Below are 14987 nucleotides of genomic sequence, written 5' to 3'. Positions count from 1 at the left end.
TCTTGCAAGCACCATCGCGCAGCCAGGCTGAACCGGCTTTGAGCGGGACGTTCAGCGGGTGTTTAACCAGGCCGTTCCGCGAATGACCGAAACCATTTAGACTTGGGCGCCAACGAGCATCCGGCACCGACGACAGCGCGATGATGAGTCAAGACGAGATCAAGCGGCGGATTCTGGCGAGGCGGCCGGAATTGCGGGCGCGCGGCGTCAGCCATGTCGCGCTCTTCGGATCGCAGGCTCGCGGCGACGCCAGGCCCGACAGCGATGTCGACCTGATGATCGATGTCGATGATCCCAAGTTCTCGATCATCGATCTGGCCGGGGTCGAGTTGGATCTGTCCGAACATCTCGGTCTGCCGGTCCAGATATCGATGCGCCGGAGCCTGTCGGAACGTATGGAACAAGCAACGAGAGACGAGCGGATCGAGGTGTTCTGATGGCGCCCTCTCCGCAAGAACGCGTAATCCATATCAAGGACGCCATTGCCAATATCCGGACGCTGCGCAGTCAGGCCAGTGATGATCGGATCAAGGGAGATCCGATTCTGCGTGCGGCCCTTGAGCGCTTCTTCGAGATCATCAGCGAAGCGAGCCGCCATGTTCCGACAGAGTGGAGCATCAAGTACGCGCATATCCCCTGGAAGCAGATCGCGGGCATCGGCAACGTCTTGCGCCACGCTTATGACGGCGTCGATGTAGATGCCCTGCTCAACGCCACGACCACCGACCTCGACGTGCTGGAGCAAGCTTTGGATGCGTTCCTCGCAACGGGCAGCACCTCATCGGAATAACGCTCAGCGCCCCGCCAGCGCGTCCCGTTTCATCAGCAGGGACGCCCCGATCACCGCGACCGCCACCGCCGCGATCATGATCGTGCAGGCGGCGTTGATCTCGGGCGTCACCCCGAGGCGGATCGCCGAATAGAGCCGCATCGGCAATGTCGTCGCGCCCGGCCCTGTGGTGAAGCTCGCGATGACGAGGTCATCGAGCGAGAGCGTGAATGCCAGCATCCAGGCGGCGGCGACGGCCGGCCAGATCAGCGGCAGCGTCACCGTCCGGAAAGTCTCCATCGGCGTCGCGCCGAGATCGCGCGCGGCCTCTTCCAGCGAGCGGTCGAAACCGGCGAGCCGCGCCTGCACGACGATGCAGGCGAAGCCGAGGCTGAAGGTCGCGTGGGCGATGACCACGGTCCAGTAGCCGCGCTCGATATCACCGGCGACGAAGAGCAGCAGCAGCGACAGGCCGGTGATCACCTCGGGCATCACCAGCGGCGCCATCACCATGCCGGAGAAGAGCGTGCGTCCGACAAAAACCCGGTAGCGCGCCAGCGCGAGCGCAGCCAGCGTCCCGAGCACCGTCGCTAAAGTCGCCGAGACCAGCGCGACGCGGATCGTCAGCCAGGCCGCATCGAGCAGGGGCTCGTTGCGCATGAGCGCGCCATACCAATGCGTCGAGAAGCCGCCCCAGACCGTCACCAGCCGCGAGGCGTTGAAGGAATAGGCAATCAGCGCGACGATCGGCAGATAGAGGAAGGCGAAGCCGGCGACGAGCGCGGCGAGATGGAAGGCTCCGAAGCGCCTCATCGCGCATCCCCTGATGCTGCTCCACGCGCCCGCTGCAGCAGCATCAGCGGTAGGACGAGCACGACGAGCAGCACGATCGCCACCGCCGAAGCGAGTGGCCAGTCGCGATTGGAGAAGAACTCGTTCCAGAGCACCTTGCCGACCATCAGCGTGTCGGAGCCCCCCAGGAGGTCGGGGATGACGAACTCGCCGATCGCCGGGATGAAGACCAGGGCCGAGCCGGCGAGGATGCCGGGGATCGACAGCGGCAGGGTCACGGTCAGGAAGGTGGTCAGCGGCGTCGCGCCGAGATCGGAGGCCGCCTCCAGCAAGGTGCCGTCGAGCTTCTGCAGCGTCGAGAACAGCGGCAGCACCATGAACGGCAGGTAGGAATAGACCATGCCGATCAGCACGGCGGCATCGGTGTTGAGCAGGCGCAGCGGCTCAGCCGTCAGCCCGACGCCCATCAGCGCCATGTCGAGCAGCCCGTCCGGCCGCAGGATGCCGATCCAGGCGTAGACGCGGATCAGGAACGAGGTCCAGAACGGCAGGATGACGAGGACGAGCAGGATGCCTTGCCAGCGCTTCGGAGCCAGCGCCATCGCATAGGCGAGCGGGTAGCCGATCGCGAGCGCGATCAGGGTCGTCAGCGCCGCAATGCGCAACGAGGAGAGATAGCTCTGCCAATAAAGCGGGTCGTCGCCGAGCAGGCGGAAGTTCTCGAAATCGAGCTGGCCAAGGAACTCACCGAACTGGCTGATGCCGGGGAAGTGCGGCGCATAGGGCGGCTGGTCGGTCGCGGCATCCGAAAGCGCGATCCGGAGCACGATGACGAAGGGCGCCAGGAAAAAGGCGGTGAGCCAGAGATAGGGAATGGCCGCGACAAGCAGGCCGCGCCCCGTCCCGCCGCTTCGGGGAACCGGCGTGCTCACGACGCCAGCACCATGCCGGCCTCGACGTCCCAGGACAGCCAGACCTTGTCCTCCCAGGCGAAAGGCCGCTCGATCCGCCTTGTGCGGTTGGTCAGCGAGACCTTGAAGAGCTTGCCCTCGTCGCCGCCGACCATGACCTGGACCATGGTCATGTCACCGAGATAGCCGATGTCCCAGATCTCGCCGGCGACCTTGTTGATGGCCTGCGCGGGCTCGTCATGGCTGAGCACGATCTTCTCGGGCCGCAGGCCGATGGTGAGCGCATCGCCCGGCCGGCAGCTCGGCGCATCCTCGTCGAGCTCGACCGTGCCGACGGGCAGGCTCTCGAGCGTGATGAGGTCGCCTTCCACGGCGGTCACCCTGCCCTCGATCAGGTTGATGTCGCCGACGAACTCCGCGACGAAGCGATTGGACGGCGCCTCGTAGATCAGGTCGGGCGGCGCGATCTGCAGCAGCCGGCCATGGTCCATCACCGCCATGCGGTCGGCCATGGTCATGGCCTCGTCCTGGTCGTGGGTGACGACCATGAAGGTCAGACCGAGATCGGCCTGCAGGTCCATCAGCTCGTATTGCGTCTCTTCACGCAACTTCTTGTCGAGCGCCCCGAGAGGCTCGTCGAGCAGCAGGAGCTTGGGCTGCTTGACCAGGGCACGGGCGAGCGCGACGCGCTGGCGCTGGCCGCCGGAGAGCTGGTCCGGCCGGCGCTTCTCCATGCCCTTGAGGCGCACGCGCCCGAGCATGGCCTCGACGCGCGCGGCGATCTCCGCCTTCGGCAGGCCCTCGCGCTTCAGCCCATAGGCGATGTTGTCGCCGACGCTGAGATGCGGGAACAACGCATAGGACTGGAACATCATGTTGACCGGCCGCTGGTGCGGCGGCACGGCGGTGATGTCGACGCCATCGAGCAGGATCTCGCCCTCGTCGGGCTGCTCGAAACCGGCGAGCATGCGCATCAGCGTGGTCTTGCCGCAGCCGGACGGCCCCAGCAGGGCGAAGAACTCGCGCTGATGGATCGCCAGCGAGAGTCGATCGACCGCGACCACCGCACCGAAGCGCTTGGTGACGTTCCTGAACTCGACCAGCGGTTTCGCCGTCGGATCGTTCCAGGGCTGGAAATCGCGCCGGACGCTGCCCGGCGAGGCGCGCCTTCCACCCGCCTCCGGCCGGCTCACCTGCCGCTCTTGACGCGGGTCCACAGCCGGTTGACCACCCGCTGCGTCTTCTGGTCGTAGGGCGTGATCGTGTAGAGGCGGCTCATCACCGCATCAGTCGGGTAGATGCCCGGATTGTCGCGGACCTCGGCCGAGAGCAGAGGCTTGGCCGCGAGATTGCCGTTGGCGTACTGGATGAAGTCCGAGTTCTTCGCCGCCATCTCAGGCCGGTTAACGAAGTCGATGAACTTCAGCGCCGCATCCTGGTTGCCGGCATCCTTCGGGATCACGAAGGAATCGAACCACATCAGCGCGCCTTCCTTCGGGATGACATAGCTGATCTCGACCTTGTTCTTGGCCTCGACGGCGCGCTTCTTCGCCTGGAGCACGTCGCCGGAATAGCCGACCGCCAGGCAGATATCGCCGTTGGCGAGCGCGTTGATGTATTCCGACGAGTGGAATTTCTGGATGTGCGGGCGGATCTTGCGCAGCAATTCGCCGGCTTTTTCGAGGTCGGTTTCCTTCTTCGAATCGGGATCGAGCCCGAGATAGCGCAGCGCCGCCGGGAACATCTCCTCGACCGCGTCAAGCACGTGCACGCCGCAATTGGAGAGCTTCTTCAGCTTTTCCGGATCGAAGACGATGCTCCAGCTGTCGATCACGGCGTCGTTGCCGAGCCGTTCCTTGATCTTGGCGGTGTTGTAGCCGATCCCGGTGGTGCCCCACATATAGTTCACGGCGTATTTGTTGCCGGGATCGTATTTCGACAGCCGCTGCTTGATCTCCGGCCAGGCGTGCTTGAGGTTTTGCACCTTGGCGGTGTCGATCGGCGTGTAGAGACCGATCGGAATATGGCGTGGCAGGAAGGAAGCGGTGACGACGACGAGGTCGTAGCCGGTCTTGCCGGCGAGGAGCTTGGTCTCGACCGTCTCCATCTGGTCGAAGGTGTCGTAGACGACGGTGATGCCGGTCTCTTTCTTGAAGGCGTCGAGCACCTCCGGATTGACGTAGTCCGACCAGTTGAAGATGCGCAGTTCCTTGTTGTCCTGCGCCCCAGCCGGGCCGGGCGTAAGAGCGAGCCCGAGAGCCGCCGCAGCGGCCAAGCTATGCATAACCGACGTCAACGTGCGCAATCTGCCCCTCCTTTAGATTTCGCGCGGGCACGCTAGCAGCTTGCAGCAAAGCCTCAACCTCGATTTCGTGATCGGCGACGCTCCGTCGCGCCTTGTTGCGGCCCCGCCTCGCCTCCTATTTTCCGCAGAAGAATGATCCGGCGCTTTTTCCTCTTCTTCACGATCGTCTTCCTCCTGCCGCTCGGCACCCATGCCGCCTGGTGGCAGTTGCAGCCGCTGGCCTCCGACTGGGCCCGCGCCGACTGGTCCAGCGCCGCGCTCCTGCCCGCCCCCGCCATCGAGCCCGAAGCGACCGTCCACATCTTCGCCGCCCGCGTCGGGCGCTGGCGCGGCGTCTTCGCCCACCACTCCTGGGTGGTGGTGAAAGAGAAGGATGCCTCGGCCTATACCCGCTTCGACGTCGTCGGCTGGGGCAATCCGGTCCGCGTCAATGTCCGCGTCGCCGATGGGCGGTGGTACGGCAACGTCCCGGAGCCGGTCGGCGAGATCAAAGGGCAAGCTGCCGAGGCGCTGATCCCGCGCATCCGCGACGCCGTGAAGAGCTATGACTACAGCGAGTACGGCTCCTATGCCGCCTGGCCCGGGCCGAACTCGAACAGCTTCGTCCAGCACATCCTCGCCGAAGTGCCTGAGCTCGGCCGCGCCTTGCCGCCGACAGCGATCGGCAAGGACTGGCGCGAGAGCGGGCTCTTCGCTGGCCTCACGCCGAGCCGCACCGGCCTGCAGGCCTCGCTCTACGGGCTCGCCGGGGTCACCTTCGGCTGGGTCGAGGGCGTCGAGATCAACCTGCTCGGCCTGGTCGCCGGCTTCGACCTGCAACGGCCGGCTCTGAAGCTGCCGGGCTGGGGACGGATTGGGATTTGACGTCATGCTCGGGCTTGACCCGAGCATCTCAGACCGGAGGAGGCTCCCATAGCGCCTTCTCGTCACGAGATTCTCGGGTCTGCGCTGCGCTTCGTCCGAGAATGACGCTCTTCAATTCCGCAACACCAGGCACGCCCCGCCCGCCTGCCGCAGGCGATTGCAGGCCAATGTCGCCTCGCGCAGGCTGTGCGCCGGCAGCCTGACGCGATAGAAGCGGCCTCTGCCCCGTCCCGGCACGGCCGAGCCCAGGATCATGGTCGGCTTGCCCGCCAGCAGCGAGGCGAAGCGCGCCGCGACACGCTGATAGGAGGCGATGGCGCGCGCCTTCGAGGTGTTGCCGGCGAGCTGCACGCCGAACGGCCCATAAGCGCCCTCGACCAGCACGGCCGGCGTGGTGATGCGGATCGAGGCGACCGTGGCGAGGCAATCGGTCTCCTCGCGCGTCGCCGGCGGCGGCGTCTCGCCCGCACCGAGCCGCCATTCCTCGACGGGGCGGCCGGTGATGAAGCGGACATAGGCCTGCGTCTCGTAAGGCAGCATGCCGCCGCGCTCGACCCAGCGCGCGACCCGGTTCGGCCCGCCATTATAGGCAGCCGCGGCAAGGCCGAGATTGCCGAACTGGTTCTTCAGCGCCGCTAGGAAGGCGGCCGAATGCGGGATCGCCGCCTCCGGATCGAAAGGGTCGGCGAGGCCGCGCTCGTTCGCCGTACCCGGCATGAACTGGGCGATGCCTTGCGCCCCGGCCGGGCTGACGACGTTCGGCCGGAAACTGCTCTCACGCCAGATCAGGCGCGTGAAGAAGGCGACCGGCAGGTCGTGCGTCTTCGCGGCGCCTTCGATCAGCCGGCAGATGGTCTGGGCCACGCCCTCGGTCTGCGGCTCGGCCAAGGCCGGGCCGCCGAGCAGCGAGGCGGCGAGCACCACCACAAGGATACGGCGCCGCCCTGCCCTCACGCGGCGTCGAGCGCCTGGGCGAGATCCGAGATCAGGTCCTCGATGTTCTCGATGCCGACCGAGATACGGATCAGCGCGTCAGTGAGGCCGATCTCCTCGCGCAATTCGCGGGCGACGCCGGAATGGGTCATCGCGGCGGGATGCGAGACCAGCGTCTCGGTGCCCCCTAAGCTGACCGCGAGCTTCATGATCTGGAGGTTGTCGAGCACGGCGAAGGCCTCCTTCTCGCCGCCCTTGACGTCGAAGGCGAAGGTCGAGCCCGGCTCGATGCATTGCCGATCGAACACGGCCTTGCGCGGGTCACCCTCGGCGAGGTCGCCGAGATAATGGACCTTGGCGATCTTCGGGTGCTTGCGCAGATAGTCGGCGACCTTGCGGCCGTTCTCGTTGGCGCGGTGCATGCGGATGTCGAGCGTCTCGAGCGAGCGCATCAGCATCCAGCAGGAGTTCGGATCGAGCTGCGTGCCGAGCGAGCCACGCCAGCTCTTCACCTGCCGCACCAGTTCCTTCGAGCCGCTGATCGAGCCACCGACGAGGTCGCTGTGGCCGCCGACATATTTGGTCAGCGACAGCAAGGTGAGATCAGCGCCGTGCTTGAGCGGCTTCTGGAAGATCGGCCCGAGCATGGTGTTGTCGACCACGACCGGCGGGCGATGGCCCTGCGACTTCTCCAGTTCGTCGGCGATCGCCTTGCAGGCGGCGAGGTCGACGAGGCCGTTGGTCGGGTTCGCCGGCGTCTCGACCAGGATCATCGCGACGCGACCCTTGGCGGCGGCATCCTGCGCGACCTTGCGCATCTGCGCGACATCGACGCCGTCGGTGAAGCCGAAGGGCGTGACGCCGAAGGCGCCCATCTGGTTCTTCAGCAGCGTCTCGGTGCCGCCATAGAGCGGCCGGCTGTGGATGACGGTGTCCCCCGGACGCAGGAAGGCGAAGCAGGTCGTCGCGATCGCCGCCATGCCGCTGGCGAAGACGGCGCAAGCCTCGGCCTCGTCCCAGATCGCCAGGCGATCCTCGAGGATCTCCATGTTGGGATGGTTGAAGCGCGAATAGACCAGGCCCGACTTCTCGCCCGGCTTGAGCTGCCGGCGGCCGGCGGTCAGGTCGAAGAAATCCTTGCCCTGCTGAGCGCTCTCAAAAACGAAGGTCGAGGTCAGAAAGACCGGCGGCTTGAGCGCGCCTTCCGACATGGCCGGCGAATAGCCATAGCCCATCATCAGGGTCTCGGGATGAAGCCGGCGATTGGCGATCCGGTCCTTGTGGTAGTTGTCGTCGCTCATGACTGCCTCCTCGCCGGCCCGAGCGGCCGCGACGCGAGCCTAGGATGATCCTAAGGCCATTGCATGAACGATCATCCGTGCTCTAGAGCAAGATTTTGCAGCTTCCTGCTCACCTGAGCGCCAGACGGAGCAGATCATGCTCGATACGATCGACCGCCGCATGCTGACCCTGCTGCAGGAGGATGGCCGCATCACCAATCAGGATCTGTCGGAGAAGATCGGACTGTCGCCGACGCCATGCCTGCGCCGTCTCAAGCGGCTAGAGGAGACGGGCGTCATCAGGGGCTATTCGGCGATCGTCGACCCCAAGGCCTATGGCCTACCCTTCAGCGTCTTCGTCTCGGTCCGGCTCAGCCAGCAGAATACGGAGCAGATCGCCGAGTTCGAGAAGGCGGTCGAAAGCTGGCCGGAAGTGGCGGAGTGCTACCTGATGACCGGCTCGCAGGACTACCTGTTGCGCGTGCTGACCGACGGCATCGAGGGCTATGAGCGCTTCCTGAAGCAGAAGATGACGCGGCTGAAATGCGTCCAGTCGGTCGAATCCAATTTCGCCCTGGCGACGATCAAGAAGCGCGTCGGCCTGCCGCCGCTCTAGGTGGTCTCGCGGAGAGAAGGCTGCAACGCCGTGGACATCAGAATCGAAACCTCGCGCCTCGTTCTGCGCCCCTGGAGCGAGGCAGACATCGAACAGCTCGCGCTGGGCTTGAACGATCTCGAGGTCGCAAGGTGGCTGGCCTTCGTCCCCCACCCCTATTCGACCGCGCACGCCAGGGATTGGGTCAGGCGATGCCGGGAGATGGCGAGTGCGAGCACCCTGCCGACTGCCTACGAATTTGCGATCGAACTCAAATCCGAGCGGCGCGTGATCGGCGGGATCAGCCTCAACAAGATCGACCGGACAGCCGGAACGGCTGGCGGCGGAATCTGGATCGCCAACGGTTATCAGGGGCGCGGCTACGGACGCGAAGCCTTCGGGGCGAAGATCCGGTTCGCCTTCCGCGACCTTGGCCTGACGAAGCTGGTCAACGGCTACTTCGACGGCAATGAGAGCTCCTGGGCGATGCGGCGCAAGCTGGGCTATCGGCCTGCCGGCGAGGTCGCCAGCCGCTGCCTGGCAGACGGGCGGCCGACGATCGAGCATGTGACAACATTGCTGCGCAGTGACTGGGAGGATCGCGAGGACTGAACGTCCAGCCGCGCAAGGAACGATCCAGATCACATGCCGGCGCGGCAGGGCCGCCATGTGGCCATGAGCGGTGGCTGGCCTCCGCTCTCCCCCTAAGCTCCTCCGGCAAGGCCCATCGCCAAAGATGGGCCGCACGGAGGAACACCATGAGCAGAGCTGATCGCGCCTACAGCGCAGCGTCGCTGTTTGCCATTGCCGCCGTCACCATCGCCGGATGCCTGCCCGCGAAGGCCGAGCTGTCGAGCGCTGTGAAGCGCTCCGAACAGACGGTCGCCGGTTTGCAGGGACCGGCGGAGCTGATCCTCGATCAATGGGGTGTGGCACACATCTATGCGGCCTCAAGCCGCGATGCCCTCTTCCTGCAGGGCTACAACGCGGCGCGCGACCGACTCTGGCAGATCGATCTCTGGCGCAAGCGCGGGCTTGGGCTGCTGGCCAAGGATTTCGGCCCGTCCTATGTCGCGCAGGACCGGGCCGCCCGGCTCTTCCTCTATCGCGGCGAGATGGGCAAGGAATGGGCGGCCTATGGCCCCGACGCCAAAGCCTATACCGACGCCTTCGTCGCCGGCATCAACGCCCGCGTCGACGAGGTACGCTCCGGCAAGCAGCCGCTGCCGCTCGATTTCCGCGTCTCGGGCACCTTGCCGGATCGCTGGAGCGCCGAGGACGTGGTGCGCATCCGCAGCCATGGCCTGACCCGCAACGTGATGTCCGAGGTGGTGCGCGCCCGCGTCGCCTGCGCCGCCGGCATCGAGGCTGACCGCTTCCGGCGCGTGCTGGAGCCGAGCGTGAAAACCAAGGTACCGGACGGGCTCGATCCCTGCGCGATCAAGCCGGATATCCTCGACGACTACAATCTCGCGACACGCGACGTCACCTTCGCCGCTCCCGGCGAGAAGCGCGCGGCGCTCGACCGCGACGCCATCTTCGCTGCGGCCGGCGACAGCGTCTCGACCATCGGCTCGAACAACTGGACGATCGCGGCGAGCCGCACCGCGACCGGCCGCCCGATCCTGGCCAACGATCCGCATCGCGCCCATGGCGTGCCGTCGCTGCGCTATGTCGTGCATCTCAACGCGCCCGGCCTGTCGGTGATCGGCGCCGGCGAACCTGCTTTGCCCGGCATCTCGATTGGCCATAACGGCGAGATCGCCTTCGGCCTGACGATCTTCGCGATCGATCAGGAGGATCTCTACGTCTACGAGACCAACCCGGCCAATCCGAACCAGTATCGCTATGGCAGCGGCTGGGAGGAGATGAAGACGGTCAGCGAAACGATCGAGGTCAAGGGTGAGGCGCCTCGCCAGATCGACCTGAAGTTCACCCGCCACGGCCCGATCATGAAGGCCGAGCCCGAGGAGAAGCGCGCCTTCGCCATCCGCACGGTCTGGTTCGAGCCGGGAACCTCGGCCTATTTCAACTCGGCCGAATACATGACGGCGAAGGACTGGCCTGGTTTCAAGAAGGCGATGGCTGAATGGGGCGCGCCATCCGAGAATCAGGTCTATGCCGACAACAAGGGCAATATCGGCTGGATCGTCGGCGGGCGGGCACCACAGCGGCCGAACCATGACGGCCTGATGCCAGTGCCCGGCGACGGCCGCTATGAATGGACCGGCTTCCTGAAGGCGGGCGAACTCCCCGAGGTCTACAATCCGACCGAGGGCTTCTTCGCCACCGCCAACGAGATGAATATCCCGAAGGATCATCCGCTGCTCGCCAAGCGCATCGGCTACGAATGGTCCGATCCCTCGCGGATCAACCGGATCAAGGCCGTGCTCGGCACCAAGAACAAGGTGACGCTCGCCGATGCGATGGCCCTGCAGAACGACGACAATTCGGAGAATGCCCGCAAGCTCGCCACCCTGCTGGCGCCGCTCTCATCGGACGATCCGGTCACGGCCGAGGGCCTGAAGCTGATCAAGGGCTGGAACCAGGAGATTGCGGTCGACAGCGCCGCAGCAGCCTTGTCCGAAGTCTGGATGAGCAAGCATCTCGGGCGTGCCCTGACGGCCAAGGCCGTGCCCGAGAAGGCCCGCAGTGTCATCGGCCCGCTCGATGTCGCGGCGGTGGTCGCCTATCTCGAAGCGCCCGACAATGCGCTCGGCGCTGATCCGAAGGCCGCACGCAATGCCCTGCTGCTCGAGACGCTGAAAGCGGCGATGGAGGAGTTGCGCCAGACGCTCGGCCCCGACACGGCGACGTGGAACTGGGGCAAGATCCATCACGCCCAGTTCGATCATGCCCTGTCGCCGCTCGCCGGCGGCCCGGACCGGGCACAGCTCAATGTCGGCCGGCTCGCCATGGGCGGCTCGGCCTTCAGCCCGCGCGCGGCCTCCTACCGCATCTCCGATTTCAAGGTGATCGCGGGCGCCTCGTTCCGCATGGTGCTGGACGTCGGCAACTGGGACGACAGCCGCTTCATCAACACGCCCGGCCAGTCGGGCGACGCCTACAGCCCGCATTATCGCGATCTCGCGCCGCTCTGGGCCGCCGGCGACTATGCGCCGCTGCTCTATTCGCGCGAGGCGATCGAAAAGGCGGCGCGCTCGGTCATCGCGCTCAAGCCGGCTGGCTGACGCAGCAAGACCCGGGAACGGAGGCTCCAGCCTCCGTTCTCAGGAGCGCGCCCGGTCAATGGCGCGGCGTACGACCTGCGTAACTTCGCTGTTCGACAGGAAGAGGTCGTGGCGCAGCAGGCTCCAGCCGCGGCCGGCAGTATCGGCGACGCGCACGCCGAGCTGCTCCAGCCGCTCGCGATCGGCGGCGCCGGCGCGAGCAACGCCGCCGGCGATGCGCGAGGAGATGGCGAGCGCCCTGTCGCCGGGATCGATGATCACGGTCATGCGCTGGGCGATCGGCCCGAGCCGCGGCACAGTCTGCTCGAAGGCGTCGATGTCGACATCGGGCGAGGCCAGCACGACAGCCCCGATCCGGTCGGACAATCCCTCGAAATCACGCAACTCGCGCAGACCTTCCATAGCCAGGAAACTGCCCATGGAATGGGCGACGATGTTGATCCGCCCGATCGTCGGGTTGGCGACCAGGGCCTTCAAGGTCTGGACGAAGCCGTCGCGCGACCAAAGCGCGCTTTCGCGGTCATAAGCATAGGCGAGCAGGCCGCCGCCCGACGGCCAGGTGAACAGCGCCGTGCGCCCCTCGAAGGCGAGCGCATGCGAGAGCTGGCCGGCGCTACGCGCGGCCGATTCGAAGGTCTCGTTGAAGCCGTGGACATAGAGCAGCACGTCGCGGCCGGTCGCAGCGTCCGAGAAGGCGCGGGCGGCATCGCTCGCACTGCGCCGGGTCACGCCGAGCACGGCCCAGTCACCGCTGACGACGGAACTCACCTGCGCAGCGACGCCGCGGCCCGGCGCCGACAGCCTGACCTCGGCGAAGGTCAGCCCGGTGCCGCGCTCCGAGCCGAAATACGGAGCGCGGTCGCCCATCGGCTTGCGCGTGGTCGCAACCAGCAGCTGCGGCTCCTTGCCAAAGCTGGACGAATCCGCCGGCCCGATGAAAGGCGACACGGAGGCTTCGCTCTGCGCGCAACCGGCCAGTCCCGCCCCGAGCAGGGCGACGAAGGAGCGGCGTGAAACGACGTATCGCGAAGGCGAGGTCACTGGTCGGGTCCGAACTGGGGGGCGCGGACCTTTTGGCCGCGAACCCTTAAGGCCAGATCAACGCGGCCAGAATTGGGCAGCTATTTGTCGCGGGCGGCGAAAGACGGCGAAGCCTTGGAGTCGAGCCCGAGCATGCTGCCACTCGCGCCACCGTCGAGCCCATCGGCCCCGAGCCGCCGCCCGATCATCTCGACGATGCGCGGCGTCGTCGCGAACTTGCCGTGATTGTACTCGTCACTGCTGCGGTCTTTCGAGAGATCGATGATCGTCGCCCCGGCCTTGCGCAGATCGGCGACGACGTCGGTGTCCTTTTCCGAAATCGCCCCGAGCCTGGCCTTGTCCCCGGCGAATTGGCGCGAGAAGTCGAGCGCGCGATCATCCGAGGAGACGAAGACGGTCACCGGCCGCCTGATCGTGGCGAGCTGGGTCTTGAAGACGTCGAGATCGATGTCGGGCGCCGCCAGCATCACATTGCGCAGCTTGCCGCCGAAGCTGCCGTCGCCGCGGATCGCCGCCTGGCGCAAGGTCTCGACCGTCAGCAGCGTCCCCATCGAATGCGCGAGGATATCGAAGCGGTTGGCACCGAGGTCGCGGGCGATCACGCGCAGGCCGGTTTCGAGCGCGTCCCGCGAGAAGTCGGCGCTATCGCGGTCATAGGGGTAGGCGAGGACCTGGGCGCGTGACGGCCAGGTGAACAGCACCGGCACGCCCTTGAAGCCGGAATCGGTGACGATCTGGGCGAAGCGGAAGGCAGCGTCGGCGAAATTGGTGTTGAAGCCGTGGACGAAGACCAGCACCTCGCGCTCGGCCGGCGGGCGCCTGGCGATCTCCGCCCGCACCTGTTTCAGGATCTCAGGCTCGGTGAGACGCTCGACGCCGCTCACGGTGAAATGGCTGGCCGGATCGCCGGCGCTGGTGACACTGCCCGGCAACTCGACCTGACCGACCTGGTGAGCGCGCGGGACGCTGATGTCGAGCCGGGCGAAGCCGACCGACGGACTGCGTTCGCCGCTGAAATATTCAGGCTGCCTGGTCGTGGCGCGCGAGGTCGCGACGAAGATGCGAACCGTACCGGCGATATCCTCAGGCTTCGCGGCCGAGACCACCAGAGTACGTGGTGGACCGCCGCAGGCGGCGAGCATGAGCGGCAGCACCAAAGCCAGAACGACAGACCGCAAACCGAACAAGAGACGCGCTCTCCGTACCCCGCGCGACTCGTCTCACCCTCCTCGCCACTTGGCAAGAGCGGGGACGATGGCCTGGGCCGCCGAAAGCCTCGCTTCCGTTGCAGGCGCTCGCTTGCTACCAGCGGGTATGGTCGACCTCACGGCGCTCGGCGATGCGATTCTCAGGGGCGAGCGTGCGGCGCTGGCACGAGCGATCACGCTCGCGGAAAGCCGGCGTGCCGACCATCGCGACCAGGCGCAGGCCCTGCTCTCCCGCCTGCTGCCGCATACCGGCAAGGCGATCCGGGTCGGCATCACCGGCGTGCCCGGCGTCGGCAAGTCGACGACGATCGACGCGCTCGGCAGTTATCTGACAGGCCAGGGCCACAAGGTCGCGGTGCTCGCGGTCGATCCGTCCTCGACGCGCAGCGGCGGTTCGATCCTCGGCGACAAGACCCGGATGGCCCAGCTCGCCGTCGACCCGCACGCCTACATCCGGCCCTCGCCCTCCTCCGGCACGTTGGGGGGCGTCGCAGCCAAGACGCGCGAGACCATGCTGCTCTGCGAAGCCGCCGGCTTCGACGTCATCCTGGTCGAGACGGTCGGCGTCGGCCAATCGGAGACGGCGGTCGCCGATCTCACCGATTTCTTCCTGGTGCTGATGCTGCCCAATGCCGGCGACGAATTGCAGGGCATCAAGAAGGGCATCATCGAGCTCGCCGACATGCTTGCGGTCAACAAGGCCGATGGCGACGGCGCGACCGCCGCGCGCGCCGCAGCCGCGCAATACAAGGCGGCGCTGCATATTCTCGCGCCGACCTCGCCGCTCTGGTCGACGCCGGTGGTGACGATCTCCGGCCTGACCGGGGCCGGCCTCGATGCGCTCTGGGCCAAGATCGAGGAGCACCGCGCCCGCTTCGAGGCCAAGGGCCTGATCGCCGAAAAGCGCCGTCGGCAGGACGTCAAATGGATCTGGGCGATGGTGCAGGACCGGCTGCAGGCCAAGCTCCGGCATGACCCGGCCCTGAAGGCGCGCACGCCGAAGCTGGAAGCGGCCGTCGCCGCGGGCGAGATGGCCCCGACCGCCGCCGCCGACGAGATCGCCAGGGCACTCGGGCTGTAATCGGCAATCGTGCCCGG

General features: G+C 66.5%; 15 protein-coding genes. 7 read left to right on the top strand and 8 right to left on the bottom strand.

Annotated elements, in window-relative coordinates; all coding sequences use genetic code 11:
• The first annotated feature begins 140 nt into the window (after nucleotides 1–140).
• Nucleotides 141–437 carry a nucleotidyltransferase domain-containing protein gene (locus GV161_RS19610; protein WP_152017269.1) on the top strand — a complete coding sequence of 99 codons (297 nt, stop codon included), beginning with the start codon at nucleotides 141–143 and terminating at the stop codon, nucleotides 435–437.
• The gene (locus tag GV161_RS19605) at nucleotides 437–790 is read left to right on the top strand and encodes a HepT-like ribonuclease domain-containing protein (RefSeq protein WP_152017268.1); all 354 of its coding nucleotides are present in this window, start codon (nucleotides 437–439) and stop codon (nucleotides 788–790) included. The genes GV161_RS19610 and GV161_RS19605 overlap by 1 nt, the downstream gene beginning before the upstream one ends.
• A gap of 3 nt (nucleotides 791–793) precedes the next feature.
• Here the strand turns inward: GV161_RS19605 and GV161_RS19600 are convergent, their stop codons facing one another.
• From GV161_RS19600 to GV161_RS19585, 4 genes are read right to left on the bottom strand one after another with little or no spacing between them, the layout of a single operon-like run.
• Nucleotides 794–1582, bottom strand: coding sequence for an ABC transporter permease (locus GV161_RS19600; RefSeq protein ID WP_152017267.1), 789 nt, complete (start codon nucleotides 1580–1582; stop codon nucleotides 794–796).
• On the bottom strand, nucleotides 1579–2493 hold the full coding sequence (locus GV161_RS19595; RefSeq protein WP_193219603.1) for an ABC transporter permease subunit: 915 nt from the start codon (nucleotides 2491–2493) through the stop codon (nucleotides 1579–1581). Before GV161_RS19595 ends, GV161_RS19600 begins: the two co-directional genes overlap by 4 nt.
• Complete coding sequence (locus tag GV161_RS19590; RefSeq protein ID WP_152017266.1) at nucleotides 2490–3665, bottom strand: ABC transporter ATP-binding protein; 1176 nt, start codon at nucleotides 3663–3665, stop codon at nucleotides 2490–2492. Before GV161_RS19590 ends, GV161_RS19595 begins: the two co-directional genes overlap by 4 nt.
• On the bottom strand, nucleotides 3662–4756 hold the full coding sequence (locus GV161_RS19585; RefSeq protein WP_152017265.1) for a polyamine ABC transporter substrate-binding protein: 1095 nt from the start codon (nucleotides 4754–4756) through the stop codon (nucleotides 3662–3664). The genes GV161_RS19590 and GV161_RS19585 overlap by 4 nt, the downstream gene beginning before the upstream one ends.
• 153 nt (nucleotides 4757–4909) lie before the next feature.
• Here GV161_RS19585 and GV161_RS19580 point away from each other — a divergent pair, with 153 nt between their 5' ends.
• Complete coding sequence (locus GV161_RS19580) at nucleotides 4910–5641, top strand: DUF3750 domain-containing protein (RefSeq protein ID WP_152017264.1); 732 nt, start codon at nucleotides 4910–4912, stop codon at nucleotides 5639–5641.
• 111 nt (nucleotides 5642–5752) lie between these two features.
• Here GV161_RS19580 and GV161_RS19575 read toward each other — a convergent pair whose 3' ends face one another.
• On the bottom strand, nucleotides 5753–6595 hold the full coding sequence (locus tag GV161_RS19575; RefSeq protein ID WP_152017263.1) for a lytic transglycosylase domain-containing protein: 843 nt from the start codon (nucleotides 6593–6595) through the stop codon (nucleotides 5753–5755).
• Nucleotides 6592–7875, bottom strand: a complete 1284-nt coding sequence (locus tag GV161_RS19570) for a cystathionine gamma-synthase family protein (protein ID WP_152017262.1) — start codon at nucleotides 7873–7875, stop codon at nucleotides 6592–6594. The genes GV161_RS19575 and GV161_RS19570 overlap by 4 nt, the downstream gene beginning before the upstream one ends.
• A gap of 136 nt (nucleotides 7876–8011) precedes the next feature.
• On the opposite strand from GV161_RS19570, the gene GV161_RS19565 reads away from it, so the two are divergent.
• The 3 genes from GV161_RS19565 (at nucleotide 8012) to GV161_RS19555 (ending at nucleotide 11640) form a co-directional block, all read left to right on the top strand.
• Nucleotides 8012–8470, top strand: coding sequence for an Lrp/AsnC family transcriptional regulator (locus tag GV161_RS19565; protein ID WP_152017261.1), 459 nt, complete (start codon nucleotides 8012–8014; stop codon nucleotides 8468–8470).
• A gap of 30 nt (nucleotides 8471–8500) precedes the next feature.
• The gene (locus GV161_RS19560) at nucleotides 8501–9061 is read left to right on the top strand and encodes a GNAT family protein (RefSeq protein WP_159650298.1); all 561 of its coding nucleotides are present in this window, start codon (nucleotides 8501–8503) and stop codon (nucleotides 9059–9061) included.
• A 146-nt stretch (nucleotides 9062–9207) separates the two neighbouring features.
• Entirely contained in the window at nucleotides 9208–11640 is a 2433-nt protein-coding gene (locus GV161_RS19555) for a penicillin acylase family protein (RefSeq protein ID WP_152017259.1), read from the top strand.
• Nucleotides 11641–11679: 39 nt separating this feature from the next.
• Here GV161_RS19555 and GV161_RS19550 read toward each other — a convergent pair whose 3' ends face one another.
• Both GV161_RS19550 and GV161_RS19545 read right to left on the bottom strand, forming a co-directional pair.
• Entirely contained in the window at nucleotides 11680–12681 is a 1002-nt protein-coding gene (locus GV161_RS19550) for an alpha/beta hydrolase (protein WP_152017258.1), read from the bottom strand.
• 80 nt (nucleotides 12682–12761) lie between these two features.
• Nucleotides 12762–13868, bottom strand: coding sequence for an alpha/beta hydrolase (locus tag GV161_RS19545; protein ID WP_152017257.1), 1107 nt, complete (start codon nucleotides 13866–13868; stop codon nucleotides 12762–12764).
• A 127-nt stretch (nucleotides 13869–13995) separates the two neighbouring features.
• On the opposite strand from GV161_RS19545, the gene meaB reads away from it, so the two are divergent.
• On the top strand, nucleotides 13996–14970 hold the full coding sequence (gene meaB / locus GV161_RS19540; protein ID WP_244624276.1) for a methylmalonyl Co-A mutase-associated GTPase MeaB: 975 nt from the start codon (nucleotides 13996–13998) through the stop codon (nucleotides 14968–14970).
• Nucleotides 14971–14987: the final 17 nt, after the last annotated feature.

Origin of the sequence: Bosea sp. 29B (assembly GCF_902506165.1) — a bacterium.
In the GTDB taxonomy this organism is placed as follows: domain Bacteria; phylum Pseudomonadota; class Alphaproteobacteria; order Rhizobiales; family Beijerinckiaceae; genus Allobosea.
This window is presented reverse-complemented; position numbering and strand designations above follow the sequence as displayed.

Excerpts from the sequence above, each read along its gene's own strand:
- GV161_RS19570 (WP_152017262.1), bottom strand. The coding sequence starts at position 7,875 with ATGAGCGACGACAACTACCACAAGGACCGGATCGCCAATCGCCGGCTT.
- GV161_RS19565 (WP_152017261.1), top strand. The coding sequence starts at position 8,012 with ATGCTCGATACGATCGACCGCCGCATGCTGACCCTGCTGCAGGAGGAT.
- GV161_RS19580 (WP_152017264.1), top strand. The coding sequence starts at position 4,910 with ATGATCCGGCGCTTTTTCCTCTTCTTCACGATCGTCTTCCTCCTGCCG.
- GV161_RS19600 (WP_152017267.1), bottom strand. The coding sequence starts at position 1,582 with ATGAGGCGCTTCGGAGCCTTCCATCTCGCCGCGCTCGTCGCCGGCTTC.
- GV161_RS19585 (WP_152017265.1), bottom strand. The coding sequence starts at position 4,756 with ATGCATAGCTTGGCCGCTGCGGCGGCTCTCGGGCTCGCTCTTACGCCC.
- GV161_RS19605 (WP_152017268.1), top strand. The coding sequence starts at position 437 with ATGGCGCCCTCTCCGCAAGAACGCGTAATCCATATCAAGGACGCCATT.
- GV161_RS19555 (WP_152017259.1), top strand. The coding sequence starts at position 9,208 with ATGAGCAGAGCTGATCGCGCCTACAGCGCAGCGTCGCTGTTTGCCATT.
- meaB (WP_244624276.1), top strand. The coding sequence starts at position 13,996 with ATGGTCGACCTCACGGCGCTCGGCGATGCGATTCTCAGGGGCGAGCGT.
- GV161_RS19610 (WP_152017269.1), top strand. The coding sequence starts at position 141 with ATGATGAGTCAAGACGAGATCAAGCGGCGGATTCTGGCGAGGCGGCCG.